Annotated in this window: 25 protein-coding genes; 13 read left to right on the top strand and 12 right to left on the bottom strand. The window is 66.8% G+C overall.

All coding sequences use genetic code 11. The features are described from left to right. Positions 1-15 precede the first annotated feature (15 nt). The 8 genes from atpD to AC1RAA_RS29720 are packed head-to-tail and all read right to left on the bottom strand — an operon-like array spanning position 16 to position 6,781. A complete protein-coding gene (atpD, locus tag AC1RAA_RS29755) occupies positions 16-1,431 on the bottom strand; it encodes a F0F1 ATP synthase subunit beta (protein WP_062480184.1) in 1,416 nt (471 codons plus the stop codon). Positions 1,432-1,474: 43 nt separating this feature from the next. Next, positions 1,475-2,350, bottom strand: coding sequence for a F0F1 ATP synthase subunit gamma (gene atpG, locus AC1RAA_RS29750; protein WP_062480182.1), 876 nt, complete (start codon positions 2,348-2,350; stop codon positions 1,475-1,477). Between the two features lie 33 nt (positions 2,351-2,383). Further along, positions 2,384-3,997 carry a F0F1 ATP synthase subunit alpha gene (atpA, locus tag AC1RAA_RS29745; RefSeq protein WP_062480180.1) on the bottom strand — a complete coding sequence of 538 codons (1,614 nt, stop codon included), beginning with the start codon at positions 3,995-3,997 and terminating at the stop codon, positions 2,384-2,386. 47 nt (positions 3,998-4,044) lie between these two features. Then, positions 4,045-4,575 (bottom strand): F0F1 ATP synthase subunit delta, encoded by a 531-nt coding sequence (locus AC1RAA_RS29740; protein WP_062480178.1) that lies wholly within the window; start codon positions 4,573-4,575, stop codon positions 4,045-4,047. Between the two features lie 7 nt (positions 4,576-4,582). After that, the gene (locus AC1RAA_RS29735) at positions 4,583-5,053 is read right to left on the bottom strand and encodes a F0F1 ATP synthase subunit B (RefSeq protein ID WP_062480176.1); all 471 of its coding nucleotides are present in this window, start codon (positions 5,051-5,053) and stop codon (positions 4,583-4,585) included. 33 nt (positions 5,054-5,086) lie between these two features. Then, positions 5,087-5,356, bottom strand: coding sequence for a F0F1 ATP synthase subunit C (atpE, locus tag AC1RAA_RS29730; RefSeq protein WP_056576471.1), 270 nt, complete (start codon positions 5,354-5,356; stop codon positions 5,087-5,089). A 49-nt stretch (positions 5,357-5,405) separates the two neighbouring features. Next, positions 5,406-6,284, bottom strand: coding sequence for a F0F1 ATP synthase subunit A (gene atpB / locus AC1RAA_RS29725; protein WP_062480174.1), 879 nt, complete (start codon positions 6,282-6,284; stop codon positions 5,406-5,408). Between the two features lie 26 nt (positions 6,285-6,310). Continuing rightward, positions 6,311-6,781: an ATP synthase subunit I gene (locus tag AC1RAA_RS29720; protein ID WP_056576477.1), complete on the bottom strand. Its 471-nt coding sequence runs from the start codon at positions 6,779-6,781 to the stop codon at positions 6,311-6,313. Positions 6,782-6,918: 137 nt separating this feature from the next. Between AC1RAA_RS29720 and AC1RAA_RS29715 the strand changes: the two genes are divergently transcribed. From AC1RAA_RS29715 to ispC, 13 genes are all read left to right on the top strand, one after another. Then, on the top strand, positions 6,919-7,812 hold the full coding sequence (locus tag AC1RAA_RS29715; protein WP_447747575.1) for a D-amino acid aminotransferase: 894 nt from the start codon (positions 6,919-6,921) through the stop codon (positions 7,810-7,812). Further along, positions 7,809-8,117 (top strand): YbeD family protein, encoded by a 309-nt coding sequence (locus AC1RAA_RS29710; protein WP_070063793.1) that lies wholly within the window; start codon positions 7,809-7,811, stop codon positions 8,115-8,117. Before AC1RAA_RS29715 ends, AC1RAA_RS29710 begins: the two co-directional genes overlap by 4 nt. Further along, positions 8,114-8,791: a lipoyl(octanoyl) transferase LipB gene (gene lipB, locus AC1RAA_RS29705; RefSeq protein ID WP_062480168.1), complete on the top strand. Its 678-nt coding sequence runs from the start codon at positions 8,114-8,116 to the stop codon at positions 8,789-8,791. Before AC1RAA_RS29710 ends, lipB begins: the two co-directional genes overlap by 4 nt. Before the next feature lie 7 nt (positions 8,792-8,798). Beyond that, positions 8,799-9,782, top strand: coding sequence for a lipoyl synthase (gene lipA / locus AC1RAA_RS29700; RefSeq protein WP_062480166.1), 984 nt, complete (start codon positions 8,799-8,801; stop codon positions 9,780-9,782). A 412-nt stretch (positions 9,783-10,194) separates the two neighbouring features. Then, on the top strand, positions 10,195-12,090 hold the full coding sequence (gene dxs / locus AC1RAA_RS29695) for a 1-deoxy-D-xylulose-5-phosphate synthase (protein ID WP_492732606.1): 1,896 nt from the start codon (positions 10,195-10,197) through the stop codon (positions 12,088-12,090). 34 nt (positions 12,091-12,124) lie between these two features. Further along, positions 12,125-13,066, top strand: a complete 942-nt coding sequence (locus tag AC1RAA_RS29690) for an SAM-dependent methyltransferase (protein WP_492732604.1) — start codon at positions 12,125-12,127, stop codon at positions 13,064-13,066. 27 nt (positions 13,067-13,093) lie between these two features. Then, entirely contained in the window at positions 13,094-14,017 is a 924-nt protein-coding gene (locus tag AC1RAA_RS29685) for an SAM-dependent methyltransferase (protein ID WP_492732602.1), read from the top strand. A gap of 69 nt (positions 14,018-14,086) precedes the next feature. Further along, a complete protein-coding gene (locus AC1RAA_RS29680; RefSeq protein WP_492732600.1) occupies positions 14,087-15,223 on the top strand; it encodes a terpene synthase family protein in 1,137 nt (378 codons plus the stop codon). 198 nt (positions 15,224-15,421) lie between these two features. Next, the gene (locus tag AC1RAA_RS29675; protein WP_492732681.1) at positions 15,422-16,264 is read left to right on the top strand and encodes a polyprenyl synthetase family protein; all 843 of its coding nucleotides are present in this window, start codon (positions 15,422-15,424) and stop codon (positions 16,262-16,264) included. A gap of 121 nt (positions 16,265-16,385) precedes the next feature. Continuing rightward, complete coding sequence (locus AC1RAA_RS29670; protein WP_492732598.1) at positions 16,386-17,417, top strand: Rieske 2Fe-2S domain-containing protein; 1,032 nt, start codon at positions 16,386-16,388, stop codon at positions 17,415-17,417. Between the two features lie 21 nt (positions 17,418-17,438). Beyond that, positions 17,439-18,377 (top strand): 4-hydroxy-3-methylbut-2-enyl diphosphate reductase, encoded by a 939-nt coding sequence (ispH, locus tag AC1RAA_RS29665; RefSeq protein ID WP_492732596.1) that lies wholly within the window; start codon positions 17,439-17,441, stop codon positions 18,375-18,377. After that, positions 18,374-19,672, top strand: a complete 1,299-nt coding sequence (ispG, locus tag AC1RAA_RS29660) for a flavodoxin-dependent (E)-4-hydroxy-3-methylbut-2-enyl-diphosphate synthase (RefSeq protein WP_492732594.1) — start codon at positions 18,374-18,376, stop codon at positions 19,670-19,672. Before ispH ends, ispG begins: the two co-directional genes overlap by 4 nt. A gap of 10 nt (positions 19,673-19,682) precedes the next feature. Further along, complete coding sequence (ispC, locus tag AC1RAA_RS29655) at positions 19,683-20,930, top strand: 1-deoxy-D-xylulose-5-phosphate reductoisomerase (RefSeq protein WP_492732592.1); 1,248 nt, start codon at positions 19,683-19,685, stop codon at positions 20,928-20,930. Positions 20,931-21,024: 94 nt separating this feature from the next. On the opposite strand, the gene phnY is transcribed toward ispC, so the two are convergent. The 4 genes from phnY to psrA form a co-directional block, all read right to left on the bottom strand. Then, the gene (phnY, locus tag AC1RAA_RS29650) at positions 21,025-22,482 is read right to left on the bottom strand and encodes a phosphonoacetaldehyde dehydrogenase (RefSeq protein WP_062480083.1); all 1,458 of its coding nucleotides are present in this window, start codon (positions 22,480-22,482) and stop codon (positions 21,025-21,027) included. A gap of 21 nt (positions 22,483-22,503) precedes the next feature. Further along, positions 22,504-23,751 carry a phosphonoacetate hydrolase gene (gene phnA / locus AC1RAA_RS29645; protein ID WP_492732590.1) on the bottom strand — a complete coding sequence of 416 codons (1,248 nt, stop codon included), beginning with the start codon at positions 23,749-23,751 and terminating at the stop codon, positions 22,504-22,506. A gap of 44 nt (positions 23,752-23,795) precedes the next feature. Beyond that, complete coding sequence (locus AC1RAA_RS29640) at positions 23,796-25,112, bottom strand: MFS transporter (protein ID WP_492732585.1); 1,317 nt, start codon at positions 25,110-25,112, stop codon at positions 23,796-23,798. A 104-nt stretch (positions 25,113-25,216) separates the two neighbouring features. Continuing rightward, on the bottom strand, positions 25,217-26,311 hold the full coding sequence (gene psrA / locus AC1RAA_RS29635) for an iron-containing alcohol dehydrogenase PsrA (protein ID WP_492732583.1): 1,095 nt from the start codon (positions 26,309-26,311) through the stop codon (positions 25,217-25,219). Positions 26,312-26,380 lie beyond the last annotated feature (69 nt).

The raw sequence follows: 26,380 nt of genomic DNA, 5'->3' as shown, positions 1-26,380 counted from the left end.
AGTTCCTATGCCGCCTTAGGCGACCTTCTTGGCTTTTTCGAACGCTTCGTCGATGGTGCCGACCATGTAGAACGCTTGTTCCGGCAGGTGGTCGGCTTCGCCGTTCACGATCATCTTGAAGCCGCGGATGGTTTCCGACAGCGGCACGTACTTGCCCGGCGAACCCGTGAACACTTCGGCCACGTGGAACGGCTGCGACAGGAAACGCTGGATCTTGCGGGCGCGGGCCACGGCGAGCTTGTCGTCGGGAGCCAGTTCGTCCATGCCCAGAATCGCGATGATGTCGCGCAGTTCCTTGTAGCGCTGCAGCGTGCCTTGCACGGCGCGGGCCACGTTGTAGTGCTCTTCGCCGACCACGTTCGGGTCGAGCTGGCGCGAGGTCGAGTCCAGCGGGTCCACGGCGGGGTAGATACCCAGCGAAGCGATGTCACGCGACAGCACCACGGTCGAGTCCAAGTGGGCGAAGGTCGTGGCAGGCGACGGGTCGGTCAAGTCGTCGGCAGGGACGTACACGGCCTGGATCGAGGTGATCGAGCCGACCTTGGTCGACGTGATCCGCTCTTGCAGGCGGCCCATTTCCTCGGCCAGCGTCGGCTGGTAGCCCACGGCGGAAGGCATACGGCCCAGCAGTGCCGACACTTCGGTACCGGCCAGCGTGTAGCGGTAGATGTTGTCCACGAAGAACAGCACGTCACGGCCTTCGTCGCGGAACGACTCGGCGATGGTCAGGCCGGTCAGGGCCACGCGCAGACGGTTGCCCGGGGGCTCGTTCATCTGGCCGTAGACCATGGCGACCTTGGAGTCTTCGAGCTTCTCGAGATTCACGACGCCGGAGTCGGCCATCTCGTGATAGAAGTCGTTGCCTTCACGGGTACGTTCACCCACACCGGCGAACACCGACAGACCCGAGTGGGCCTTGGCGATGTTGTTGATGAGTTCCATCATGTTCACGGTCTTGCCCACGCCGGCACCACCGAACAGGCCCACCTTGCCGCCCTTGGCGAACGGGCACACCAAGTCGATCACCTTGATGCCGGTTTCCAGCAGGTCCTGCGACGGCGACAGTTCGTCGTACGCGGGGGCCTTGCGGTGGATGGAGGCGGTCAGCGTCTGGTCGACCGGACCACGCTCGTCGATGGGCGCGCCCAGCACGTCCATGATGCGGCCCAGCGTCGCCTTGCCCACGGGCACGGTGATGGGGGCTTGCGTGTTGGTCACGATCAGGCCGCGGCGCAGGCCGTCGGAAGAACCCAGCGCAATCGTGCGGACCACGCCGTCGCCGAGCTGCTGCTGGACTTCGAGCGTCAGTGCGCTGCCTTCGAACTTGAGGGCGTCGTAGATCTTGGGCATCTTGTCGCGCGGGAATTCCACGTCGACCACAGCGCCAATACACTGAACGATCTTGCCTTGAACTGCTTCTGCTTGAGCCATGTCTGCTCCGATAAAAATTTAAATCTGTTGAGGTCCGAAGGGCTCAGACACCGGCGGCCGCCGCAGCGCCCGAAACGATTTCCGAGAGCTCCTTGGTGATGCCGGCCTGGCGGGTCTTGTTGTAGACCAGCTTCAGCTCGCTGATCACATTGCCTGCGTTGTCGGTGGCAGCCTTCATGGCCACCATCCGCGCCGAATGCTCGGACGCCATGTTTTCTGCCACGCCCTGGTAGACCAGCGACTCGACATAGCGGACCAGCAGCTCGTCGATCACGCTTTGCGCATCGGGCTCGTAGATGTAGTCCCACGAGTGCTGGCCTTCCTCGACTTGCAGCGAGTCTGCGGCCAGCGGCAGCAGCTGCTCGACGAGCGGCTCCTGCTTGATCGTGTTGATGAACTTCGTGTAGCACAGGTACACGGCCGAGAGCTTGCCTTCCGCGTAAGCGTCCAGCAGCGTCTTGACCGGGCCGATGAGCTTGTCCAGATGCGGCGTGTCACCCAGGTGGGTGACGTGCGCCACCACGCGGGCACCGATGCGGTTCAGGAAGCCCAGGCCCTTGCTGCCGATGGCGACCGACTCGATCGCCACGCCGGCCGACTGCGCTTCGCGCAGCTTGGCCGTCACGGCGCGCAGCAGGTTGGTGTTCAAGCCACCGCACAGGCCCTTGTCGCTCGTCACGATGATGAAGCCGATCGCCTTGGCGTCGTTCTTCTTCATGAAGGCGTGCGTGTACTCGGGATTCGCCTTGCCAAGGTTCGCCGCGATGTTGCGGATCTTCTCGCTGTAGGGGCGTGCGGCACGCATGCGCTCTTGCGCCTTGCGCATCTTGGAAACCGAGACCATTTCCATGGCCTTGGTGATCTTCTTGGTGTTCTCCACCGATTTGATCTTGCCGCGGATTTCCTTACCAGCTGCCATATGAGCTCCTTCTTGCGTCGGTCAAAAGGTCGCTCAGGCGAACGACTTCTTGAACGAGGTGGCTGCTGCCAGCAGTTCGGCTTCGGCGTCCTGGCACACCTTCTTGAAGGCCTGCTTTTCTGCGCTGTCGTCCGGCTTGGCCGGCTTGACGTCCCACTTGGCACCATGCTTTTCCATGGTTTCGAGCAGGGCGGCGTGGCTCGTCTTCAGCAGCTGGTGGAAGCCGTGTTCGAACGGGAGCACCTTCTTGACGTCGATGTCGTCCATGAAGCCCTTGTTCACTGCGAACAGCGTGGCATTCATCAGCGAGATCGGCAGCGGGCTGTACTGGGTCTGCTTGAGCAGTTCCGTCACGCGCGCACCGCGGTCGAGTTGCTTGCGGGTCGCTTCGTCGAGGTCGGAAGCGAACTGCGCGAACGCGGCCAGTTCACGGTACTGGGCCAGGTCGGTACGGATACCGCCCGACTGGTTCTTGATCAGGTTGGTCTGCGCCGACGAACCCACGCGCGACACCGAGATACCGGCGTTGATGGCGGGACGGATGCCGGCGTTGAACAGGCTGGTTTCCAGGAAGATCTGGCCGTCGGTGATCGAGATCACGTTGGTCGGAACGAAGGCGGACACGTCGCCGGCTTGCGTTTCGATGATCGGCAGTGCCGTCAGCGAACCGGTCTTGCCCTTGACTTCACCCTTGGTGAAGGCTTCGACGTAGTCGGCGTTCACGCGGGCTGCGCGCTCGAGCAGACGGCTGTGGAGATAGAACACGTCGCCGGGGTAGGCTTCGCGGCCTGGCGGGCGGCGCAGCAGCAGCGACACCTGACGGTAGGCCACGGCTTGCTTGGACAGGTCGTCATAGACGATCAGGGCGTCCTGGCCGCGGTCGCGGAAGTACTCGCCCATCGTGCAGCCCGAGTAGGCCGACACGTACTGCATGGCAGCCGATTCGGAGGCCGATGCGGCCACCACGATGGTGTAGTCCATCGCGCCGGCTTGTTCCAGCGAGCGCACCACGTTCTTGATCGACGAAGCCTTCTGGCCGATCGCAACGTAGACGCAGGTCATGTTCTGACCCTTCTGGTTGATGATCGCGTCGATCGCCACGGCGGTCTTGCCGGTCTGGCGGTCGCCGATGATCAGCTCGCGCTGGCCACGGCCGACGGGCACCATCGAGTCGATCGACTTCAGGCCGGTCTGCATCGGCTGGTCCACGGACTTCCGTGCGATCACGCCGGGAGCGACCTTTTCGATCACGTCGGTCATCTTGGCGTTGATCGGACCCTTGCCGTCGATCGGCTGGCCCAGTGCGTTCACCACGCGGCCGATGAGCTCGGGGCCCACGGGCACTTCCAGGATGCGGCCCGTGCACTTGACGGTGTCGCCTTCGGAGATGTGCTCGTACTCGCCCAGAATCACGGCGCCGACCGAGTCGCGCTCGAGGTTCAGCGCCAGGCCGAACGACGGCGTGCCGTCAGCCGTGGGCGGGAATTCCAGCATTTCGCCTTGCATCGCGTCCGACAGGCCGTGCACGCGCACGATGCCGTCGGTCACCGAGACCACGGTGCCCTGGTTGCGGATGTCGGCGCTGACGCCAAGGCCTTCGATGCGGCTCTTGATCAGTTCGGAAATTTCTGCGGGATTGAGTTGCATGACTCTTTCCTTCTTTCAATAAATAGGGCCAACCGCGGCTCGCCGCCTCAGGCGGTGAGCGCTGCTTTCATTTGTTCGAGACGCGCCTTGACGGAGGTGTCGAGGACTTCGTCCCCCACCACCACACGGATGCCGCCGATCAGCGAAGGATCGGATTCCACACGCGTGTTCAGCGGGCGACCGAAACGGCGCTGCAGTGCCACGGCGACCTCGGCGAGGCTCGCCGCGTCGATCGGGAAGGCGCTGTAGATCACCGCGTCGGCCGTGCCGCCCTTGGCGTTCTTGAGCTCGCGGTACTGGGCCGCGACTTCAGGCAATGCAGCAAGCCGGCCGTTGTCGATCACCGTGCGCAGGAAGTTCTTGCCGGTGTCCGGCAAGGCTTGCGGCAGCAGACCGGAGATCAGATCGAAGATCTGTTCCGGCGACACCTTCGGGTCGGCAGCGAACTGCAGGAGCTGCGGATCGGCAGTGATGGCGGCCAGCTGGCCGATCCATCCGGCCGTGCCTTCGAGGTCGCTCGAAGTAGCCCCGAAGAGCGCGTCCGCGTAGGGGCGGGCAATGGTCGCAAGTTCGGCCATATCGTCCTCAGAGCTCGGTCTTCAGGCGCTGGAGCAGGTCGGCGTGGACACCGGCGTTGACTTCCTTGCGGAGAATCTGCTCGGCACCCTTGACGGCCAGCGCAGCAACCTGCTCACGCAGGGCTTCACGGGCACGCACGGACTGCTGTTCGGCTTCGGCGTGCGCGTCGGCCACGATCTTGTTGGCCTCCACCGTTGCACGGCCCTTGGCCTCTTCGATGATCTGCTGGGCGCGGCGCTCGGCATCGGCCAGGCGGCTGGTGGTCTCGTTGCGAGACTGAACCAGTTCCTGCTCGACGCGCTGGTTGGCGGAAGCGAGTTCAGCCTTGGCCTTCTCGGCGGCCGCCAGGCCCGCAGCGATCTTTTGTGCGCGTTCATCCAAAGCCTTCGCGATGGGCGGCCACACGAATTTCATCGTGAACAGCACCAGCAGCAGGAAGACGATGGCCTGAACGAACAGGGTCGCGTTGATACTCACGGCAACACCTTTCTGGAGTGGCGTTGAACCGGCTTACTTGGGCAGGTTGGCCAGCAGGGTCGCGGCGAACGGGTTGGCGAAGGCGAACAGCAGGGCGATGGCCACGCCGATCAGGAAGGCCGCGTCGATCAGACCAGCCAAGATGAACATCTTGGTCTGCAGGTCGTTCATGAGCTCAGGTTGACGGGCCGACGATTCCAGGAACTTGCCACCCATCAGCGCGATGCCGATGGAAGCACCGATGGCGCCGAGACCGACGATCAGACCACAAGCGAGAGCGACGAGACCGAGAATGTTTTCCATGATGACTCCTTAGAACAGATTTAAAGCAAACGAAAAGAAAAAGGGAAACTCAATGCGCCTCATGCGCCTGGCCCAGATAGATCAGGGTCAGCATCATGAAGATGAAAGCCTGCAGCGTGATCACCAGGATGTGGAAGATCGCCCAGACGGTGCCGGCAATGATGTGCCCGATGGGCAGCATCACACCGGAGAACGAGGCCGCCATGGCACCGCCCATGAGGGCGATGAGCATGAAGACGAGCTCGCCCGCATACATGTTGCCGAACAACCGCATGCCGTGCGAGACCGTCTTGGCCAGGTACTCGATGACCTGCATCAGCAGGTTGACGGGCCACAGCAGAGGGTGGGCACCGAAGGGCGCGGTGATCAGCTCGTGGCCCCAGCCGCCCAGGCCCTTGACCTTGACGCTGTAGAAGAGGCACAGGAGCAGCACGGAAGTGGAAAGACCGAGCGTGGTCGAGAGGTCGGCGGTCGGCACGGCACGCATGTAGGCGTGGTGCGGATCGTGGCCCAGTGCCGAGTAGACCTGGGTCCAGATGGCCGGCAGCAGGTCGACCGGCAGCATGTCCATCGCGTTCAGCAGGAAGATCCAGACGAACACGGTGAGTGCCAGCGGGGCGATGAACTTGCGGCTCGCGGCGTTGTGCACGTTGGCCTTGGCCTGGTTGTCGACCATCTCGACCAGGATCTCGACCGCCGCCTGGAAACGGCCGGGCACGCCGGGCGTTGCCTTGCGGGCAGCCAGCCACAGCACGAAGCAGCCCAATGCGCCGATGATCAGCGCGTAGAGCACCGAGTCGAGGTTGATGACGTTGAAGTCAACAATGGCGGATTGAACGACGGGCTTGAGGCTCCAGTCGACTTGCCAGTGCTGGAGGTGGTGAACGATGTATTCACTCGCGGTCGGGGCGTGTCCTTCGGCGGCCATCTTTCAGCGTCTCTCTTCCAAAACAGTCAAATCCGGTTCAAAAATTTGGGCCGCACCAGCAGTGCCACCCAGTACATCTTCATGGCGACCACCACGCCAGCCACCATGGCCAGCCAGACGAGCCCCCCGATCAGCCACGGCGCCGCGGCCAGCAAGGCAACGGTCAGCGCGATCTTGATCATCTCCCACACAAAAAACCTCAACATGACAGCCTGCGACGGCATGCCCGGTTTGCGCCGGACACCGCGGACAAACAAGGCCGCGGGAATCGCTACTGTCATGGCTCCGTAAAACGCCGAGATTGCAGCCTCGGATCGCGCCGTCCAGATCCACGCCAGGCAAGCTACCACCACGCCTGCAGCCACTTGGGCTGCGATCACCCACCAGGGTGACAGCTCGGGGTTTTGCTCGCGCAACTTCTGGGCCTCTTCGGCCGTGAGTGGCTTGAAATCGGATTCTTCGGCGTCAACCTCAGGGACAGGGGCGTTGGTTGTCATTCGAATGCACCCCGTGTTTGTCCCCGGAGAATTTTACAAAGCCATTGATTATAAGTAAAACCTAGCGGGGTCCCGCCATAACGTGACACTTCGTCGACAGTTCTGCACCGAGTGTGGCGTCCGCCCATAATTTGCGGATGCAAGACATCACCTCGGCACTGCCCGACACGCCGTGCTTTCTCAACGGCGAATTCACCCCGCTGCGCGACGCGAAGATCAGCGTCCTCGACCGCGGCTTCATCTTCGGCGACGGCATCTACGAAGTGATCCCCGTCTACTTCGGCGCGCCCTTCTGCTTCGATGAACACATCGCGCGCCTCGAGCGCTCGCTGGCCGAGCTGCAGATCGACAACCCCTACACCCGCGACGAATGGCGCGCCATTGCAATGCAGCTTGCCGCACCGCAGGGCAAGGCACCGCAGGCGATCTACTTCCAGGTCTCGCGCGGCGTGGCGCCGCGCGACCACGTGATGGTGCGCGGCCTGCGTCCCACCGTGTTCGCGATGGTGAACCCCCTGCCGCCGGTGGCGGATGCGGTGCGCGCCAAGGGCGTGGCCTGCGTCACCGCCGACGACTTCCGCTGGCAGAAGGCCCACATCAAGAGCACCAGCCTGCTGGGCGCGGTGCTCGCACGGCAGATCAGCGTCGAAGCCGGCGCGACCGAGACCGTGATGTTCCGCGGCGACTGGCTCAGCGAGGCCTCGTCGAGCAACGTGTGGATCGTGAAGGACGGCACGCTCATCGGCCCGCCCAAGGACAACCTCGTGCTGACCGGCATCCGCTACGGCCTGCTCGAGCGCCTGTGCCAGGACAGCGGCATTCCCTTCGCACTGCGGCGCGTGTCGCGCGACGAGGTGTTCGGCGCCGACGAGCTGCTGCTGTCCTCGGCCACCAAGGAAGTGTTGCCCGTCGTCACACTCGACGGCCAGGCCATTGGCAATGGCCATCCCGGCCCCATCTACCAAAGCTTGTATGCCGCCTACCAACAGGCCAAGCAACGCAACGCCGACGCGCCAGGAGCCACCGCATGACCGACACAACGACCCCTACCGACACCGCATCGATCCCCGATCCGCGCAAGGAATCGCTGATCGAGTACCCCTCGCAGTTCCCCATCAAGGTGATGGGCGCGAAGGTCGACGGCTTCGTGCACGCCATCACGCAGATCGCCGAGCGCTTCGACCCGGCCTTCGATGCCACCACGGTCGAGCTGCGCGACAGCAAGGCCGGCAACTACCTGGGCGTGACCATCACCGTCACCGCCACCAGCCGCGAACAGCTCGACGACCTCTACCGCGCCCTGTCCGCGCACCCGATGGTGAAAGTCGTTCTTTGACGCCCCTCGAAGCGCAGTGGCTCGGCCGGGCCGACTACCTCGCCACCTATGCGGCGATGCAGCGCTTCACGCAGGAGCGCACGCCCGAGACGCCCGACGCGCTATGGATCTGCGAGCACGACCCCGTGTTCACGCAGGGGCTGGCGGGCAAGACTGACCACATCCTGGCCCCCGGCCCGATCCCGGTCGTGCAGACCGACCGGGGCGGGCAGGTCACCTTCCACGGCCCGGGCCAGGTGGTGGCCTACCCGCTCATCGACCTGCGGCGCGCGGGCTACTACGTCAAGGAATACGTCTACCGCATCGAGGAATCGGTGCTGCGCACGCTCGCCCACTTCGGCGTGACGGGCCACCGCGTGGCCGGCGCGCCGGGCATCTATGTGCGCCTGGACGACCCGTTCTCGCACGCCGCCCTCACCGGCCCGATGCCCGGCGCCGACCCGTTCCGGGGCCTGGGCAAGATCGCCGCGCTGGGCATCAAGGTGAGCCGCCACGCCACTTACCACGGTGTGTCGCTCAATGTCGCGATGGACCTCGAACCCTTCTCGCGCATCAACCCTTGCGGCTACGCGGGGCTGCAAACGGTCGACCTTTCTACAATCGGCGTCCAAACCACATGGGAAGAAGCCGCCAAAGTGCTGAGCCAAAAGCTCGGGGCTTTCCTGGCTCCTTGACACACCAATGAGCACCACCGAAGTCGTCCGCGACGCCCAGAGCGCCGAAACCTACAACCCGCTGGCCAAGCAGAAGGCCGCGGCCAAGCTCTCGCGCATCCCCGTCAAGGTGGTGCAGACCGGCGAAGTGCTCAAGAAGCCCGAGTGGATCCGCGTCAAGGCCGGCAGCCCGACCACGCGCTTCTACGAGATCAAGCAGATCCTGCGCGAGAGCAACCTGCACACGGTCTGCGAAGAAGCCTCGTGCCCGAACATCGGCGAATGCTTCGGCAACGGCACGGCCACCTTCATGATCATGGGCGACAAGTGCACGCGCCGCTGCCCGTTCTGCGACGTGGGCCACGGCCGCCCCGACCCGCTGGACAAGGACGAGCCGCTCAACCTGGCCAAGACCATCGCCAAGCTGCGCCTGAAGTACGTGGTGATCACCAGCGTCGACCGCGACGACCTGCGCGACGGCGGCAGCCAGCACTTCGTCGACTGCATCAGCAACATCCGCGAGCTCTCGCCGATGACGCAGATCGAGATCCTGGTGCCCGACTTCCGCGGCCGCGACGACCGCGCACTGGAAATCCTCAAGGCCGCGCCGCCCGACGTGATGAACCACAACCTGGAAACCGCGCCGCGCCTGTACAAGGAAGCGCGCCCGGGCAGCGACTACCAGTTCAGCCTGAACCTGCTGAAGAAGTTCAAGGCGCTGCACCCCAACGTGCCGACCAAGAGCGGCATCATGGTCGGCCTGGGCGAAACCGACGAAGAGATCCTGCAGGTGATGCGCGACATGCGCGCCCACGACATCGACATGCTGACCATCGGCCAGTACCTGTCGCCGTCGGGCTCGCACCTGCCGGTGCGCCGCTACGTGCACCCCGACACCTTCAAGATGTTCGAGGAAGAGGCCTACAAGATGGGCTTCAGCCACGCGGCCGTGGGCGCGATGGTGCGCTCCAGCTACCACGCCGACCAGCAGGCGCACGCCGCCGGCGTCTGACGGCACCGCCCGATCGCCCGCCATGCGCGGGCGTCGGCGCCCCCTCCCTCCTCTCCCCCCTGACCTCGCACCACGGCCGTTTTCGAACGGCCGCGGCGGTCGTGCGCGCGCGCCGCGCCATCCAAAAAACTGATTAAGACCTCGGGGGTAAATAACCCTGGGTATCAAAAAATTTGCAGCCGCATTCGCTTGCGCGTGCCAAATCCATCCCCTACGCTGACTTCCTGATTTCGCCCGACCCGGAATTAAAAACCCGGAGCCGACGCGCTTTCAGGTTCCCTCGGAGGCTTTGACAAGGAAATTGAACCGTCAATTTCCAAGGCATTGTTTTGTCCGAAATTAGCCAGTACCGCATCGCATAAAAAATTCAGTCGCCACGGCCCGCGCGTTTCCATCTCACGGAGAAACAGGAATGCATGCCCTGCTCGAAGCCATCGATTCGCCCCATTCGCTGCGCCAGCTCGGCATTGCGCAATTGCCGGGCCTTGCGGATGAATTGCGATCCTTCATCGTCGACAGCGTGTCGCGCACGGGCGGCCACTTCGCCTCCAATCTGGGCACGGTCGAGCTGACGGTCGCCCTGCACTACGTGTTCGACACCCCGCGCGACCGCATCGTCTGGGACGTCGGCCACCAGAGCTACGCCCACAAAATCCTGACCGGCCGGCGCCAGGCCATGCCCACCTTGCGCCAATTCGGTGGTATTTCCGGATTTCCGAGGCGCGCCGAATCCGAGCACGATCATTTCGGCACCGCGCATTCCAGCACCTCCATTTCCGCCGCCCTGGGATTTGCACAGGCCGCCCGCATTTCCAATTCGACCGACCACGCCATTGCGGTGATCGGCGACGGGGCCTTGAGCGCCGGCATGGCTTTCGAGGCCATGAACAATACGCAGGCCTGCGGCCGCTTATTGGTGATATTGAACGACAACGACATGTCGATTTCACCACCAGTCGGCATGCTACGCCTTTATCTGGGCGGATTGATTTCAGAACGCGCCTATGCCAGCGCCAATGAAGCCAGCCGGCAAAGATTGCGCGCCATGCGCCCGGCGCTGGCCCCCTGCGAGCCCTCGGAGCTCGGCCTGTCGCCCGCCACCCTGTTCGAGCAGTTCGGCTTCCACTACACCGGCCCCATCGACGGCCACGACCTGGGCGCGCTGATCCCGGCCCTGCAGAAGTTGCAGGCGCAGCCGGGTCCGCAGCTGCTGCACATCGTCACGCAGAAGGGCCACGGCTACCGCCCGGCCGAGCAGGACCCGGTCCTGTACCACGGCCCCGGCAAGTTCGACCCCGCCGCCGGCATCAAGACCGCCCCGGCAGCCGCCCCCGCCAAGCCGACCTACGCCCAGGTCTTCAGCGACTGGCTCTGCGACGAGGCCGAGGCCGATGCGCGCGTGGTCGCCATCACGCCGGCCATGCGCGAGGGCTCGGCGCTGATGGACTTCGAGCGGCGCTTTCCCGAGCGCTACTTCGACGTCGGCATCGCCGAGCAGCACGCCGTGACCTTCGCCGCGGGCCTCGCGGCGGCGGGGATGCGGCCCGTGGTCGCCATCTACTCGACCTTCCTGCAGCGCGCCTACGACCAGCTGGTCCACGACGTGGCCTTGCAGAACCTGCCGGTCGTGTTCGCGGTCGACCGCGCCGGCATCGTCGGCGCCGACGGCGCGACGCACATGGGCGCCTTCGACGTCGCCTACCTGCGCTGCATTCCGAACATGGTCGTGATGGCCGCGTCCGACGAGGACGAGTGCCGCCAGATGCTGCACACCGCCCTGCGCCACGACGGCCCGGCCGCCGTGCGCTACCCGCGCGGCGGCGGGCCCGGCGCGCTGCCCGTGCGCGCGCTGCAGCCGCTGCACATCGGCCGCGGCCAGGTGCGGCGCGAATCGACGCAGCCGATGGGCGCACGCATCGCCATCCTGGCCTTCGGCACCATGGTCGCGCCCAGCCTGGCCGCCGCCGAACGGCTCGACGCCACGGTCGCCAACATGCGCTTCGTCAAGCCGCTCGATGCCGACCTGGTGCTCTCGCTCGCCGAGACCCACGACGTGCTGGTCACCGTCGAAGAAGGCTGCGTGATGGGCGGCGCCGGCGCGGCCTGCCTCGAATCGCTGGCCGCGCAGGGCGTGCTGATTCCGTCGCTGCAACTCGGCCTGCCCGACCAGTTCGTCGAGCACGGCGACTGCGCCCGATTGCTTGCAGCCCACGGCCTGGATGCCGACGGGCTGGTGCAGTCGATCCAGGCGTTCTTCGATGCCAACGCCCCCGCGTTCCGCACGGCTCGCATGAGCCTCGTTTCCTGAAACCCACCGTGACCGCCAGCCACAGGAGAACCCGATGAGCACAGCCACCGCACGCCGCATCGACGCGCCCGCCCCGCCTTCGCTTCAAGTGATCCGGGGTGCCGAGGCCAACCCGTACCACGCCAAGGTCGAGTACACCTACCAGGACGACCCCGAGGACTGGCGCAAGGCCATCGGCGAGGACCTGATGTTCCAGTTCGGCGTCTACGACGACCCGCGCTCGGTGCCGCCGATCTCGCTCAACGAATCCGGCCTGCGCTACTTCGACCAGCAGATGGAAATCGCGGGCCTGGACGAGCCGCCGCCCTTCCCCATCCGGCGCATCCTCGACGTGGGCTGCGGCTGGGGCTTCGGCCTGCGCTACCTCGCGGAGCACTTTCCGCAATGCCGCCAGCTCGACGGCATCAACATCAGCGAGACGCAGCTCGCGCACTGCGCCCGCTACCACGCCCAGCAGCACCTGAGCGACCGCGTGAACCTGTACCTGTGCGACGCGCAGGACGTCGCCCTGCTGCCCAACCCCGACACGCCCTACGACCTAGTGACGATCCGCGGCGTCATCTCGCACTTTCCGAACGACCTGTACGAACGCTCGATGAAGCAGGTGGCCGCGCGCATGCGCCCGGGCGCCAAGGTCGTCATCTCCGACAACCTCTACAACATCCCGCTGGACAACTACCGCTCCGACATCGAGGACGAGGTCGACCGCCTCGCCTGCAAGCACCGCAAGACGCCGGCCTACTTCCGCCGCGTGCTCGAAGACAGCGGTTTCGCAGTCGAAGACATGCGCGTGCTCCCGCGCAACATCGACGTGGCGCGCTGGTTCACCGACGTGAAGGAAAACATCGAGAAGAACTTCACGCCCGACACCATCCCGCCGCCGCTGGAAGAGCTGCGCGTGATGGCGGTCAGCCTCTCGGTCGCGCTGATCAAGGACAAGTTCTCGACCTACAGCGTCATCGCGCGACGCCTCTGAATTTTCCCCACCAGGAGCGCCCACACCATGCAAGCATCCGCGCAAGCCGTCGGCATCGACGTCATCCACAGCCGCAGCCTCGACCACTACCAGGACAAGATCGAGCAGGTCTATGCCGACACGCCCGACCAGTGGCGCAAGGCGATCGGCAACGAGCTCTGGTACCAGTACGGCGTGTTCGACGACAAGATGGACCCGCACGACCTCCCGCTCGACGCCTCCGGCCGGCGCCACATGGAGCACCAGTTCGAGCTCGCCGAGCAGGCCGGCGCCGACCTCTCGCCGGCCACCGTGCGCCGCGCGATCGACATCGGCTGCGGCTGGGGTCCGGTGCTGAAGTTCATTGCGCAGCGCTACCCGCAGTGCGCGCGCATCGACGGCGTGAACGTGAGCCGGCCGCAGCTGGAGTGCGCGCGCGAACTCATCGCGCACGAGGGCCTGGCCGACCGCGTGCGGCTGTACCAGTGCAACGCCAAGGACATCGGCGAGCTGCCCGATGCGCAGGTGCCCTACGACCTGGCCATCCTGCGCGGCAGCCTGATCCACTTCACGCCCGAGGTGCTGGAGCAGGCCATGGCCTCGCTGTCGGCACGCATGCGCACGGGCGGCACGGTCATCATTTCGGAAAGCCTCTACAAGGTGGACCTGGCGACCTACAAGTCGCACATCCCGGACAAGGTCGACCGCGCCGCGTCGGGCTACCGCAAGACGCCCGACGGCGTGAAGCAGGTGCTTGAGCGCCACGGCTTCGCGGTGCTCGACCAGCGCGTGCTGCCCTCGAACGCGGAGGTGATCCGCTGGTACGGGCTGGTCAAGGACAACCTGGACGCGCACCACCCGACCAGCAAGACCGCCACGTTCACCGAGCTGCGCGACATCGCGGTGAGCTTCTCGGACGCGCTGGCCAAGGACAAGGCGTCCTCATTCAGCTTCGTCGCACGCCGCACCTGATCGCATCCGCCGGACGCACGAACGCGTCCGGTCCCCACCCGCCTTCGATCGACCCCTCCAGGAGCCACCATGGAAACATCCTCCGCCATCCAGATGAGCGCGTCCTACAACCCCTTCAAGGAATGCCGCATCCACCCCAGGATCCAGGAGGCAGACGTGAGAGCGAATGCATTCGGCGAACGGTATGCGCTGTACTGGGATGCCGACCAGAAGAAGAGAATCCTGAACCAGTTCTGCGGCGGCCTTTCCGGGTATCTCTATCCGGACGCCACCGAGGACCTGCTGCAGATCGGGGCCGATTTTTCGGTCTTCGCCTTTGCCTGGGACGACCAGTACTGCGACGAAGGCCCCGAAAGAGATGTCATCCTGGAGCTGAGCAGGTCGACATTCCGCCTTCTGCGTTCGGTGGAAAGCCTGGAGTCCGTCGTGTACCCGGACGACAACTACGCCATGGCCTTGAGAGACATCTCGCTTCGCCTGCGCAAGCACACGAACACCTACCAGTACCTGGCGTGGGTCGATGCCCTGCGCAACTGGTTCTACATCGAGCAATTCAAGATCGTCCACATCCAGAGAAAGATCCTCTCGACCCTGAACGAGTACTTCATGACCCGCATGTACTCCGGGGCGTCTGTCTGCTACATCCACCTCAACCACATCGTGGCCGGGCTGGACTTCAGCCCCGACATGCTGGCGGACCGGCGGGTGTATGCGCTGACGGAAATCACCCAGGTGATCGCCAACTGGGCGAGCGATCTCTTCGCGTTCCGCAAGGAAGCCACGCGCAGTCCGGACGGCAACAACGCCGTCGATGCCGTGTGCCGCGAATACGGGTGTTCGCTGAACGAAGGATTCGACGTGGCGACCCGGTTCCTGGACCGCATGATCAACCGCTTCCTGGCCCTGCGCGATGAAGTCCTGGCCGACGCGCATCACCCGCTGGTTCCGCAATTCATCGACGTGCTGGAGACCTACATGGTCGGGTGCATCGGGTGGTGCCAGATCTCGGACCGCTACCGGTTCGTGCACGGCACCGACGACGGCAACCTGATGTTCACGACGCCCGGGTTCACGCGGCGCTCGTCGGACACCTCGACCGAGCCGTTGCCCATCCCTTCCGTCGCCTGGTGGTGGCAGGTGGGTGAAGCGGCAGGCAGCGCCCGCGCCACCGATGGCCTGCGGCAGCCGTTGCGAAAGCTGGGGTGAGCAACCCGCCAGCGCATGTCCACGCCGCCTGCACGCGCGACCTTGCACGGGCGCGCCACAGGCTTGTCGATTCGCCCGAACCGGAGCTGCACGATGACACAGCCGCAGGATGAAACGGACACGGCCCTGGCGCCACGGATCGCGCCGGGCGGCACGTTCGACGAATGGACGCAGCGCGCGATCGGCCGTACCGACCACATGCTCGCGACACACCTGCCGCCGACCGAGGCCCTGCCGACCCGGCTGCACGGTGCGCTGCGCTACGCCGTGCTCGGCGGCGGCAAGCGCATCCGCCCGCTGCTGTGCCAGGCGGCGGGCGCACTCACGCAGGCCCCGTCCGACGCACTCGACGCCACGGGCGCCGCCATCGAGATGGTCCACGTCTACTCGCTGGTGCACGACGACCTGCCCGCGATGGACGACGACGACCTGCGCCGCGGCAAGCCCACCGTGCACGTGGCCTACGACGAGGCCACCGCCATCCTCGTGGGCGATGCGCTGCAGGCGCAGGCCTTCCTCACGCTGGCCGAGCTGCCGCTGGCGGCCGAGCGCCGCATCGCGCTGGTGCGCGAGCTCGCGACGGCGGCCGGTTCACGCCACCTCGTGGGCGGCCAGGCCATCGACCTGCAGAGCGCGGGCCGCTCGCTGAGCCGCCCCGCGCTCGAGCAGATGCACCGCATGAAGACCGGCGCGCTGATCCGCGCCGCCGTGCGCATGGGCGCGCTGTGCGGCCTGGCCGACGTGCCGGCCAACGCCGCGCTGTACCGCGCACTCGACGACTACAGCAGCGCCATCGGCCTGGCCTTCCAGGTGGTCGACGACATCCTCGACGCGACCGCCGACACGGCCACGCTGGGCAAGACCGCCGGCAAGGACGCCTATGACGACAAGCCCACCTGCGTGTCGATGCTCGGCCTCGACGCGTCGCGCGCGCTGGCCGGCGAGTTGCGCGAGCGCGCCCATGCCGCGGTCGCATCCTTCGGCCCGGGCGCCCGGCGCCTGGGGCAGCTTGCCGACCTCGTCGTCCACCGCGCGCACTGAAGCGCCGCCACCGGAGCCACCCACCATGCCGCCCCCCCAGCCTTGCGCCGCGCCTTCCGGGAACCTTGTCCCGACCCCCTCCGACCACGGCACGCCCCACACTGCCGGCGAACACCGCCCCGTGCCCCTGGACTTTCGCAAGCCCCTTCTCTGCGCGCGCAGTGCCACCGGCGAGACGCGCCTGCCCATGCCCTACGCCAACGGCTGGTTCGCCGTGTGCTTCGGCCACGAGGTCAAGCCCGGTGCGGTGCGCATCGTCCCCCTCATGGGGCAGGACCTTGTCGTCTACCGGACGCAGTCGGGCCTGGCGCGCGTCATCGACCCGTACTGCCCTCACCTGGGCGCGCACCTCGGACACGGTGGAAAGATCGACGGCGAGAACCTGGTCTGCCCCTTCCACGGCCTGGCGTTCGGCCCCGACGGCGGATGCGTGCGCGCCTGCGCGGGCCAGCGCCCACCGAACGCGGCGCTCACGCAGCGCTACATGAAGGAACAGAACGGGGCGATCATGGTGTGGCGGCACGGCGAAGACCGCCCGCCCGAATGGGACATTCCGGAACTGGATCTGGCCAGCCACCTCCATCCGCAGTACAGCAGCTACGAACTCGGCGGCTACGGCGATGCGGTGGCGGAGAACAGCATCGACCTCACCCACTTCGGATGGGTTCACGGGTTCACCGAGACCGAGATGTCGCACGAGGTCGATGGGCACAAGCTCATCGTCACGTTCAAGGCCCGCTGGAAAGGGCTGCAGTTCCGCATGCGCATGACCAACTTCGGGCTCGGGCATGCCAAGGGGGAGAACGAGATGCCGGAGCTCGGCGTGAAGGTGACGACCCAGGTCTTCGCAACACCCATCGCACCGCTGAAGTGGACCTTCCGCTGGATCGACCATCCCAGCGTCGAGCGACTGGACCGCTGGCCCGCGCCATTCAGGAAGCTCGCCTACAGCGTGCTCAACCCCCTGGCGCGCCGCTGGGTGATCCGCGTCGCCCAGGACGACTTCCCGATCTGGGGCACCCGCAGCCACCTCAGGCATCCCCGGCTCATGGCGGAAGACCGCTCCGTCACGGCTTTCCGTCGCTGGTCGACGCAGTTCTATCCGCCCGAGCTGGACGATGCCGCAGGCTTCGGCCATGTCCAGCGCATGTGAGCCCACCAGGAGACCTCCACCATGCGCGTCATCCTTGCCCAGCCCCGAGGCTTCTGCGCCGGCGTCGTGCGGGCCATCGACACGGTCGAACACGCGCTGCGGCGCCACGGCACGCCCATCTACGTGCGCCACGAGATCGTGCACAACAAGCACGTCGTCGACGACCTGAAGGCGCAGGGCGCGGTGTTCGTCGAAGAGCTGGCCGAGGTGCCCGCGGACGCGGTGGCGATCTTCAGCGCGCATGGCGTGAGCCACGCGGTCGAGGTCGAAGCCCGCGCGCGCGGCCTGCGCGCGATCGATGCCACCTGCCCGCTGGTCACCAAGGTGCACGAGCAGGGGCGCCGCTATGCCGCCAAGGGCTATGCGCTGATCCTCATCGGCCACGCCGGGCACCCCGAGGTGACCGGCACGCTGGGGCAGATTCCCGCGCCGGTCACGCTGGTGCAGACCGAGGCCGACGTGGACTCGCTGGTGCTCGATGCCGACACGCCGCTGGCCTACATCACGCAGACCACGCTGTCGGTGGACGACACGCGCGGCATCATCGACGCGCTGCAGCGGCGCTTTCCGCAGATCGTCGGGCCCGACACGCGCGACATCTGCTACGCCACGCAGAACCGGCAGACGGCCGTGCGCGAACTGAGCCAGCAGGTCGACGTGGTGCTGGTGGTCGGCGCGCAGAACAGCTCCAACTCGCAGCGCCTGCGCGAGATCGCGGCGCAGGCCGGCGTGCGCAGCTACCTCATCGCGCAGGGCAGCGAGCTCAAGCCCGACTGGGTGCGCGACGCCGGCGCGGTGGGCGTCACCGCGGGTGCGTCGGCGCCCGAGACCATGGTGCAGGACGTGGTGGCCGCGCTGCGCCGGCTGGCCGAGGTGGAACTGCTGACGCTGCCCGGGCGCGAGGAGCACGTGGTGTTCCGCCTGCCGGCAGAACTCGCAACGGAAGTGGCCGTGCCATGAAACCGCCCATCGCACGCCGCCTCTCGCGGCAGGTGCGCGTCGGCACCGTGCGCATCGGCGGCGACGCGCCCGTGGCCGTGCAGGCCATGACCAACACCGACACCGCCGACGCGGCCGCCACCGTGGCGCAGGTGGCGGCGCTCGCGCGCGCGGGGGCCGAGCTGGTGCGCCTCACGGTCAACAACGAAGAGGCCGCCGCGCAGGTGGCGCCGATCCGCGACGCGCTCGCGCGCCAGCAGGTGAATGTGCCGCTGGTCGGCGACTTCCACTTCAACGGCCACCGCCTGCTCGCGCAGTACCCCGACTGCGCGCAGGCGCTGGCCAAGTACCGCATCAACCCCGGCAACGTCGGGCGGGGCGACAAGCGCGACGCGCAGTTCTGCCAGCTCATCGAGATCGCCTGCCGCCACGGCAAGCCGGTGCGCATTGGCGTGAACTGGGGCAGCCTCGACCCCGCGCTGCTGGCGCGCCTGATGGACGCCAACGCACAGGCGGCGCAACCGCAGCCGGCCGACGAGGTGATGCGCCAGGCGCTCATCGTCTCGGCGCTGGAGAACGCCGCGCGCGCCGAAGACGTCGGCCTGCCGCCCGATCGCATCGTGCTGTCGGCGAAGGTGAGCCAGGGGCAGGACCTGATCGCCGTGTACCGCGAGCTCGCCGCGCGCTGCGACTACCCGCTGCACCTGGGCCTGACCGAAGCCGGCATGGGCTCCAAGGGCATCGTGGCCTCGGCCACCGCGATGGGCGTGCTGCTGCAGCAGGGCATCGGTGACACGATCCGCGTGTCGCTCACGCCCGAGCCGAACGGCGACCGCACGCGCGAGGTGCTGGTGGCGCAGCAGATCCTGCAGTCGATGGGCCTGCGCGCCTTCACGCCCAGCGTGACCGCCTGCCCCGGCTGCGGGCGCACCACGAGCACCTTCTTTCAGTCGCTGGCCAGCCAGATCGAAGGCTGGCTGCACGCGCAGGCACCGGCCTGGCGCGTGCGCTTCCCGGGCGTGGAAGACATGCACGTGGCCGTGATGGGCTGCGTGGTCAACGGCCCCGGCGAGAGCCGGCTGGCGCACCTGGGCATCTCGCTGCCGGGCTCGGGCGAGCAGCCGGTGGCGCCGGTGTACATCGACGGCGAACGTGCACTGACGCTCAAGGGCGAGCACATTGCCGACGACTTCACGCGGCTGGTCGAGACCTACGTGGCCGCGCGCTACGGCGCCGATGCCGAGGCGAGCGAGCGGCTCGGTGCGTGGATGAAGCCGTCGTCGCGCGAGCGCGTCGTGCCGATCGCTGCCGTCTGAAGGCATCTCCATGGCCACGCAACGCCTCACCCTGCTCGGCGCCACCGGGTCGATCGGCGACAGCACGCTCGACCTGGTGGCGCGCCACCCCGACCGCTTCACGGTGCATGCGCTGACGGCGCACCGCAACCTCGACAAGCTCTTCACGCACTGCGTCGCCTTCCGCCCCGAGGTCACGGTGGTCGGCGATGCGCCAGGCGCCATGCAGTTGCAGGCGCGGCTGCGCGCGGCCGGCCTGCGAACCGAGGTCATGCACGGCCCGCAGGCGCTGTGCGAGGTGGCGCAGTCGGCGGGCTGCGACACGGTGGTCGCGGCCATCGTCGGCGCGGCGGGGCTGCTGTCGTCACTGGCGGCGGCGCGCGCGGGCAAGAAGATCCTGCTGGCGAACAAGGAGGCGCTCGTGATGTCCGGCGCGCTGTTCATGCGCGCGGTGGCCGCGCACGGCGCCACGCTGCTGCCGCTGGACAGCGAGCACAACGCGATCTTCCAGTGCCTGGCGGGCGCGCCGGCCGGCGGCGTGGGCGTGCAGCGGCTGGTGCTCACCGCGTCGGGCGGGCCGTTCCTGCACCGCCCGCTGGAGGCGCTGGACCGCGTCACGCCCGACGAGGCCTGCGCGCATCCCACCTGGCGCATGGGCCGCAAGATCTCGGTCGACTCCGCGACGATGATGAACAAGGGCCTCGAGACCATCGAGGCCCGCTGGCTGTTCGCGATGCCGCCCGAGCGCATCGAGGTGGTGATCCACCCGCAGAGCGTGATCCATTCGATGGTGGCCTATGCCGACCAGTCGGTGCTGGCGCAGCTGGGCCGCCCCGACATGCGCACGCCGATCGCGCACGCGCTGGCCTGGCCCGGGCGCATCGACTCGGGCGTGGCGCCGCTGGACTTCCTGCAGCTCGCCCACCTGAGCTTTGCCGCGCCCGAGCTGAAGCGCTTTCCCTGCCTGCGCCTGGCGCTGGAAGTGCTGCGCGAGGGGTGCGCGGCCAGCGTGACGCTCAATGCGGCGAACGAAGTGGCGGTCGATGCGTTCCTGAACGGGCACCTGCGCTACACCGACATTGCGCACGTGGTGGAAGACTGCCTGCAGCAGGCGCCCTCGTCCGCACACGAGAGCCTGAACGACATCCTCGCCGCCGACGCGCAGGCGCGCGTGCTGGCGGGTCAGGCGATCCAGCGTGCGGCGTTGCGGTCTCCGTCGCCGGCTGTCCCGCTTTCCGAGTCGGTCACCTTGGACGAAGGCACGGGCGCGCGGCTGTAGCGCGACAGCCATTTGGCCGCCACGGCCAGCGCCATCGGCGGCGGGGTCTCACGCACGGCGCGCGACGCGCCATGCGCCTCGTGCGCCGCGCCGGTCACCATGGCAGCGAGTAGGTCTTGGTGTTGGTGAAGCTCTTCATCGCTTCGAGCACGCCTTCCTTGTAGCCCAGGCCCGAGTCCTTGATGCCACCGAAGGGCGTGAGCTCCAGGCGGTAGCCCGGCACTTCGCGCACATTCACGCTACCCACGTTCAGCTCGCGGATGAAGCGCGTGATGTAGTCCAGGCGGTTCGTGCAGATCGACGACGACAAACCGTAGGCCGTGCCGTTGGAGATGCGGATCGCCTCGTCGATGTTCCTGAAGCGGATCACCGGCGACACGGGGCCGAAGGTCTCGTGCTTGGCGACGGTCATCTCGGGGTCGACGTGGTCGAGCACGGTGGGCGAGTACAGCGCGCCGCGGCGCTCGTTGCCGTACAGGAGCTTGGCGCCGGCGGCGATGGCTTCGTTGACGACGGCTTCGAACTGCTTGGCAGCCGCTTCGTCGATCACGGTGCCCATGTCGGTGTCCGGGTCCATCGGATCGCCGTACTTCAGCGCGCGGGTCTTCTCGACCAGCAGTTCGACGAAGCGATCAGCGACCGACTCATGCACCAGCATCCGCTTCACCGCCGTGCAGCGCTGCCCCGAGTTCTTGTACGACCCGTTGGCAGCCAGCGTGGCCGCTTCTTCGATGTCCGCGTCTTCCATCACGATGATCGGGTCGTTGCCGCCGAGCTCCAAAATCTGGCGCTTGTAGGTGGCCTTGCCCGCGATGTACTTGCCGATGGGCACGCCGCCGGTGAAGGTGACGAGGTCGACGTCGGCATTGGTCAGCAGCTCGTCGGCGATCTCCTTGGGGTCGCCCGTGAGCACCGACAGCATCTGCGGTGGCAGGCCCGCTTCGTACAGGATGTCGGCCAGCAGGAAGGCCGTGAGCGGCGTCTTCTCGCTGGGTTTGAGCACGATGCGGTTGTTGGTCGCAATGGCCGGCGCCACCTTGTGGATCACCTGGTTCAGCGGGTGGTTGAACGGCGTGATGGCGGTGATGGCGCCCAGCAGTGGCTCGCGCATCGTGTAGACCTTGCGGCTCTTGCCGTGGTGCGTGAGGTCGCAGGAGAACACCTGGCCGTCGTCCACCAGCGCCTGGTTGGCGGCGAACAGCAGCACGTCGGAGGCGCGGCCCACTTCGTACAGCGAGTCCTTGCGCGACAGGCCCGATTCGAGCGTGATGGTGCGCGACATCTCGTCCAGGCGCGAAGCGATGATCTCGCCGGCGCGCATGAGGATCTTGTAGCGCTCGTAGCGCGTGAGCGTGGGCTTGTAGTCGCGGGCGATGCGCAGGGCGTGGCGCACGTCGTCCAGCGTGGCCTTGGGCACGGTGGCGATCACCTCGCCGGTGTACGGGTAGGTGACCTCGATGGTGCGGTCGCGATGGACTTTCTCGCCGGCGATGCGCAGGGCTTCGCGGTACACGGTGCCGGGCTTCAGGGCGGCGTGGTCAGACTTGCTCATGGAATGCTCCGTCAAATAAGTTCAGGCGGCGGCCCCCAGCGGGCCTTGGGCGTGGTTCAGTGCGAGGTCGAGCGCGTCGAAGTTGCGCAGCCGGCGCGTGCTCGCCACGCCCGCGACGGGGCGGTTGCAGATCAAGGGCACCTTCTGCTCCGACACGCCGCCGTGCGAACGCAGTGGCACTTCGAGCGCCGTGAGGTCGTGGCGCGTGGCCGAGGTGCCGATGACGGTGCTTTGCTCGCTCACCACCACGATGTCGCCGATGCGGTCGGGCGGCAACTCGAAGCGCTGCGCGGCCTCCTTGCGCGAGAGCACGAGCTGCATGCCGGGGATGCGCTGGATGCGGTCGATCCAGCCGGGCACCTCATCCTCGCTGGGCACATACACGGTGGCGAACGAGCCGAGTGCGCCGTGGTGCACCACATACGGATCGGTGATCGGCAGGATCACGCGCGCGCGGTCCGGGCCATACCAGCCGTCGAGCACGTCCTGCAGGTAGATCACGTTGGGCGAGCCGTCGGCACCGTGCTTGTCGTTCATGCCGTGGTCGGCCGTGAGCACGATGGTCGCGCCCAGCGCGTCGAGCTGCGCCAGGTAGCCGTCCATCATCTTGTAGAAGGCGTTGGCGGCGGAGCTGCCCGGCGCGGCCTTGTGCTGCACGTAGTCGGTGGTCGACAGGTACATCAGGTCGGGGCGGCGCGATTCCATCAGCTTCACGCCGGCGGCGAACACGAACTCCGAGAGTTCGGCGCTGTACACCGAGGGCACCGGCATGCCGACCATGTCGAGCACGTTGTCGATGCCGTTCTCTTCCATCGTCACCTGGTCCGACTTCTCGGACGAGAAGCAGATGCCCTTCATCTTGTGACCCAGCAGCTTGCGCAGCTTGTCCTTGGCCGTGACCACCGCGAGCTTGGCGCCCGCATCGGCAAACGCGGCCAGCACGGTGCCGGCGCGCAGGTACTTGGGGTCGTTCATCATCACTTCCTGGCCCAGCTCGCGGTCGAAGAAGTAGTTGCCGCAGATGCCGTGCACCGCGGGCGGCGCGCCGGTCACGATCGACAGGTTGTTCGGGTTGGTGAACGAAGGCACGACGCAGTCGGCCAGCAGGTCGGCGCCGCCCTTGCGCATGGCCTCGAGGTACGGTGCCACGCCGGCGGCAATGGCCGCGTCGAGGTACGCGGGCTCGCAGCCGTCGACGCAGACGACGACGACCGGGCGGACCATCCAGTGGTAGCTGCGGCCGTTGACTTCGAGTGAGTCGGATTTCATGAAGAGATGCTCCTTGGCAAGTTGGGTGTGTCGGTGCGCGGGCTTCAGCGGCGGATGAACAGCGCGATGAAGGCACTGATGAGGCAACTGGCCGCGACGATGGGGAACACCACCGAGGTGCTGCCCGAGTGGTCCAGCATCCGGCCGATCAGCGGTTCGCCCAGGCCGGCCAGCAGGTACGAGAAGAAGTTCATGACACCGGTGGCGGTGCCGGCGCGCTTGGCGCCCACGAGGTCGGGGCACAGGGCCCAGAACGACGAGGCCGGGCCGTAGACGAAGAAGCCCGCCAGGAACAGCAGCCCCAGGCCGAGGATGCTGGTGGGCAGCAGGTACATGCCCATCGAGGCGATGGCGCCCAGCAGCATGTACAGCACGATGGCCTTGTAGCGCTTGGAGCCGAACACCTTGTCGGAGATCCAGCCGTTGGTGAGCGCGCCGAAGGCCATGCCCACGGGCAGCGCCACCGAGATCCAGGCCGGGTCGATCATGCCGTCGGCGGCCTTGGCCCAGTCCTTGCCCAGGAAGTGCACGGGCACCCAGACGATGAGGCCGTAGCGCGCCGCGTTCTGGAAGCCGATGGCCAGCGCGGCGATCATCAGCTTGGGGTTGCTCAGCACGGCCTTGTAGCGCGACCAGGAGCTTTCTTGCGGCTCGCCGTCGGCCACGCCGGCCTTGTCGGCTTCCTGCGGGTTGTTGTTGGCCACGCCGGTGTCGGGCGACTTGAAGCCCAGGTCTTCCGGCCGCTCGCGGGCGATCAGGTAGAAGGCGATGCCGCCCACCAGCATCAGCAGCACGGGGAGCCGGAAGATCCAGCGCCAATCGAGGTGCAGCACGTTGACGACGATGATCGACGTGACGAACGACAGCACCGAGGCGCAGCCGGCGGCGAACACGTAGAAGCCGTAGACCTTGCCGCGCTCGCCCGCGCCCCACCAGTTCGACAGCAGCCGGCTGCCCGGCGCCCAGCCCAGGGCCTGGAAGTAGCCGTTGATGCCCCACGGGATCGCCAGGCTCTTGAAGCCGACCGCGAAGCTCACGACCCAGTTGGCGGCGCACGAGAGGATGGCGCCGGCGGTCATCACGCGGCGTCCGCCGAACTTGTCGCCCAGGTTGCCGTTGATGGCTTGCCCGACGGCATAGCACCACAGCAGCGAGGTCGAGGCCCAGCCGAGCACTTCCTTCGAGAGACCGAACTCCTTCTGGATGCCGGGGATGGCGAAGCCGAAGGTCTGGCGCCCCGTGTAGAAGAAGAAGTAGCAGAACATGGCCGCCAGCAGCATCCGCCACTGCGCCTTGCGGAACGAATTGTCGAGGGGGCGTGCGTAGGTGCCCGCCTGCAGGATGGGATTGGCCGCTTGCATGGTTATGTCTCCTTGTCTTGACGGGCGTGGGGCCCGTGGGGCCGGCTCGATGGCCGGCATGCTGTCTGTCTGGTTGTCTTGTCTCGCTGCGCAGTCCCTGCCTGTCAGGCCAACGCCGCCGCGCCGATGAAGTTCTTGCCGCGCGCCCCGTCCATGGCGCGCGCGATCATGGCCGCCGCTTCGCTGTCCGCAACGCCATAGTCGGCAAACTCGGTCTTCACGCCAAGCCCCTGCAGGAAAGCCCGCAGTCGCTGCGTGGCGGTCGCCAGGTCGGCGCCGAACAGCAGCTGCAGCGTCCGGTCGCGGTCGGGCGAGCGGGCCCAGGCTTTCTCCAGCACGAGGGGCAGCGTGAACGAGCACGCGATGCCGTGGGCCAGGCCGTGGCGCAGCGTCATCTCGTAGGAGATGGAATGCGCCAGCGCCGTCTTGGTGTTGGAGAACGCCATGCCGGCCTTCAGCGCGGCCAGCGCCATGCGCTCGCGCAGCTCGAGGTTGCCCAGGTCCTTCAGCAGCGCCGGCAGGCAGTCGAAGATGTCACGCACGGCCGAGACGGCGAAGGTGTCGGAGACCGGGTTGGCGTTGACGTTCCAGATCGCTTCGAGCGCGTGCGAGAGCGCATCGAGCCCCGTCGACACCGTGGTGCCCGCGGGCACCGAGAGCATGAGCTCGGGGTCGACGATGGCGGCCTCGGGCCAGGTGGCGTCCAGGTGCAGCGAGTATTTCTTCTGGTTGCCGGCGTCCCAGATGGTGGCCCAGGGCGTTACTTCGCTGCCGGTGCCGGCGGTGGTCGGCACGGCGATCAGCGGCTTGACGCTGGCGGGCACGAAAGGCTTGCCGGTGGCCAGCAGCGCGACGAGCTCGTCGAACTGCCCGTTGGCCGTGCCCACCATCAGCGCCTTGGCCGTGTCGATGGCGCTGCCGCCGCCCACCGCCACGATGGCGTCGCAGGGCGCGTCCGATTGCCAGAAGCGGTTGTACAGGTCGCGCAGGTGGGCGACGTCGGGGTTGGGGCGCACGTCGTCGATCACGGTGACGAGCGCGTCGCCCAGCAGCGCCTGCAGGCGATCGACCAGCCCGAGCCCGCGGGCCTCGGGGAAGGTGACGAGGGCGACGCGGCGCCCCGCCAGGAGCGCGGGCAGCCGAGCGAGGCTGCCTCGCCCGGAATGAATGGACACGGGGTTGCGGTAGGCGTGGGGCATGTTTTTTGTCTCCGGTTTCTGTCTGGGCCGCAGTGTCGAAGCGGCGCACCGGGGCGTCCAATCGCATTT

This window comes from Variovorax sp. GW823-FHT04F07 (genome assembly GCF_058795995.1).
Note: the sequence above shows the minus strand (reverse complement) of the source record. Positions and strands in the feature narration are given on the sequence as shown.

Bases quoted from the DNA above. Each gene is read 5' to 3' on its own strand.
- atpD (WP_062480184.1), bottom strand. From the start codon at position 1,431: ATGGCTCAAGCAGAAGCAGTTCAAGGCAAGATCGTTCAGTGTATTGGC.
- atpG (WP_062480182.1), bottom strand. From the start codon at position 2,350: ATGGCAGCTGGTAAGGAAATCCGCGGCAAGATCAAATCGGTGGAGAAC.
- atpA (WP_062480180.1), bottom strand. From the start codon at position 3,997: ATGCAACTCAATCCCGCAGAAATTTCCGAACTGATCAAGAGCCGCATC.
- AC1RAA_RS29740 (WP_062480178.1), bottom strand. From the start codon at position 4,575: ATGGCCGAACTTGCGACCATTGCCCGCCCCTACGCGGACGCGCTCTTC.
- atpE (WP_056576471.1), bottom strand. From the start codon at position 5,356: ATGGAAAACATTCTCGGTCTCGTCGCTCTCGCTTGTGGTCTGATCGTC.
- atpB (WP_062480174.1), bottom strand. From the start codon at position 6,284: ATGGCCGCCGAAGGACACGCCCCGACCGCGAGTGAATACATCGTTCAC.
- AC1RAA_RS29720 (WP_056576477.1), bottom strand. From the start codon at position 6,781: ATGACAACCAACGCCCCTGTCCCTGAGGTTGACGCCGAAGAATCCGAT.
- AC1RAA_RS29715 (WP_447747575.1), top strand. From the start codon at position 6,919: ATGCAAGACATCACCTCGGCACTGCCCGACACGCCGTGCTTTCTCAAC.
- AC1RAA_RS29710 (WP_070063793.1), top strand. From the start codon at position 7,809: ATGACCGACACAACGACCCCTACCGACACCGCATCGATCCCCGATCCG.
- lipA (WP_062480166.1), top strand. From the start codon at position 8,799: ATGAGCACCACCGAAGTCGTCCGCGACGCCCAGAGCGCCGAAACCTAC.
- dxs (WP_492732606.1), top strand. From the start codon at position 10,195: ATGCATGCCCTGCTCGAAGCCATCGATTCGCCCCATTCGCTGCGCCAG.
- AC1RAA_RS29690 (WP_492732604.1), top strand. From the start codon at position 12,125: ATGAGCACAGCCACCGCACGCCGCATCGACGCGCCCGCCCCGCCTTCG.
- AC1RAA_RS29685 (WP_492732602.1), top strand. From the start codon at position 13,094: ATGCAAGCATCCGCGCAAGCCGTCGGCATCGACGTCATCCACAGCCGC.
- AC1RAA_RS29680 (WP_492732600.1), top strand. From the start codon at position 14,087: ATGGAAACATCCTCCGCCATCCAGATGAGCGCGTCCTACAACCCCTTC.
- AC1RAA_RS29675 (WP_492732681.1), top strand. From the start codon at position 15,422: ATGCTCGCGACACACCTGCCGCCGACCGAGGCCCTGCCGACCCGGCTG.
- ispH (WP_492732596.1), top strand. From the start codon at position 17,439: ATGCGCGTCATCCTTGCCCAGCCCCGAGGCTTCTGCGCCGGCGTCGTG.
- ispG (WP_492732594.1), top strand. From the start codon at position 18,374: ATGAAACCGCCCATCGCACGCCGCCTCTCGCGGCAGGTGCGCGTCGGC.
- ispC (WP_492732592.1), top strand. From the start codon at position 19,683: ATGGCCACGCAACGCCTCACCCTGCTCGGCGCCACCGGGTCGATCGGC.
- phnY (WP_062480083.1), bottom strand. From the start codon at position 22,482: ATGAGCAAGTCTGACCACGCCGCCCTGAAGCCCGGCACCGTGTACCGC.
- phnA (WP_492732590.1), bottom strand. From the start codon at position 23,751: ATGAAATCCGACTCACTCGAAGTCAACGGCCGCAGCTACCACTGGATG.
- AC1RAA_RS29640 (WP_492732585.1), bottom strand. From the start codon at position 25,112: ATGCAAGCGGCCAATCCCATCCTGCAGGCGGGCACCTACGCACGCCCC.
- psrA (WP_492732583.1), bottom strand. From the start codon at position 26,311: ATGCCCCACGCCTACCGCAACCCCGTGTCCATTCATTCCGGGCGAGGC.